Consider the following 1,114-nt stretch of genomic DNA (forward strand, 5'->3'; position numbering starts at 1 on the left):
ACATCTTACCAGTCATCATTTAAGGCAAAGAAAACCGCTTGTCCTAGTGACCCTTATCTCGGCCATAGGGACAGGCGGTTTAGTTTTTTCTGATTGCTTACACGCTGCTGATCTTGTGTTGTGTTTATGCAAAATTTTAGGGCCGCGGTGAAAGGCGACGGCTCAGAAGCTCAAAAAAGAAAAATGTATAACTCCAGGGCAATCTCCCCTTGACAAATCGGTTTCCAGAAGGAAATGGTAGAGACTATCCTTCGCAGTGCGGTTCGAGTGCAGGAGTATCTGGTACAACTTCGAGCCATGACCAGCCCGGAAGGATTGATGGAACAACAGAAAGAACAGGTCTCTCTGGAACACCTGGCAGAAGGCTGGAAGCGAACTGGGCAAAGCCTTTGCGGAGCCAAACAGGTGGAATTCATCTGTTCTTCGGTTTCGCCCATTTCTCTTTGGGTATATCCTGCTGCTTTGGATCGGGCAGTGACGAATCTTCTGGATAATGCGGTGCGTTATACCCCGGCGGGTGGCAAAGTGGTTCTGAACATATTACTGGAAGAAAAACGAGTGAAACTTTCGGTGGAGGATACTGGCCCCGGGTTTTCAGCTGCGGCCCTCGCCAAGGGCGGCCAGCCCTTTTTCACCAGTGATGCCAGCCGCCCTCAGGAGGGGCATCTGGGGATGGGCCTGTTTTGTGCCGTACAGACTGCAAAACAGCATGGTGGTTCTCTTCATCTTTCCAATACTTCGCAGGGAGCAAAAGTGGAATTGAATTTTCCGGTAACGGATATGCGGGAAGGATGATGCGTTTCAAAAAGATTTCGAAGTCTTTGTTTTTATGCTCCATGCGGGTCACAACACCATAAAAGGACAGAAGTGCTATTTCGGGGAAACGCAAGTGTCTGATTAAATCATGTGGTCTGCAGTTGGAAAAATATTGGAGAAACGAGATTTTTTGCATTATGACATAAGAAGAGTTTTATTTGAAAAAAATAAAAATTTTTGCTGAATATTTAGAATAAATGCGAGAGAACTCGATGCGAGTTTTCCCGCATTTATTTTTTTACCCAAAATCAATCAAGAGAGGAGGAAAGGCGGTTTGACCAAGAGGCATTTGAATCTG

Annotated in this window: 1 protein-coding gene; it reads left to right on the top strand. The window is 46.1% G+C overall.

The features are described 5' to 3' along the window. Positions 1–234 precede the first annotated feature (234 nt). Positions 235–795, top strand: coding sequence for a sensor histidine kinase (locus B5G03_RS16865; RefSeq protein ID WP_087182822.1), 561 nt, complete (start codon positions 235–237; stop codon positions 793–795). Positions 796–1,114: the final 319 nt, after the last annotated feature.

The sequence above is a fragment of the Gemmiger sp. An50 genome (assembly GCF_002161595.1).
GTDB lineage: Bacteria > Bacillota > Clostridia > Oscillospirales > Ruminococcaceae > Allofournierella.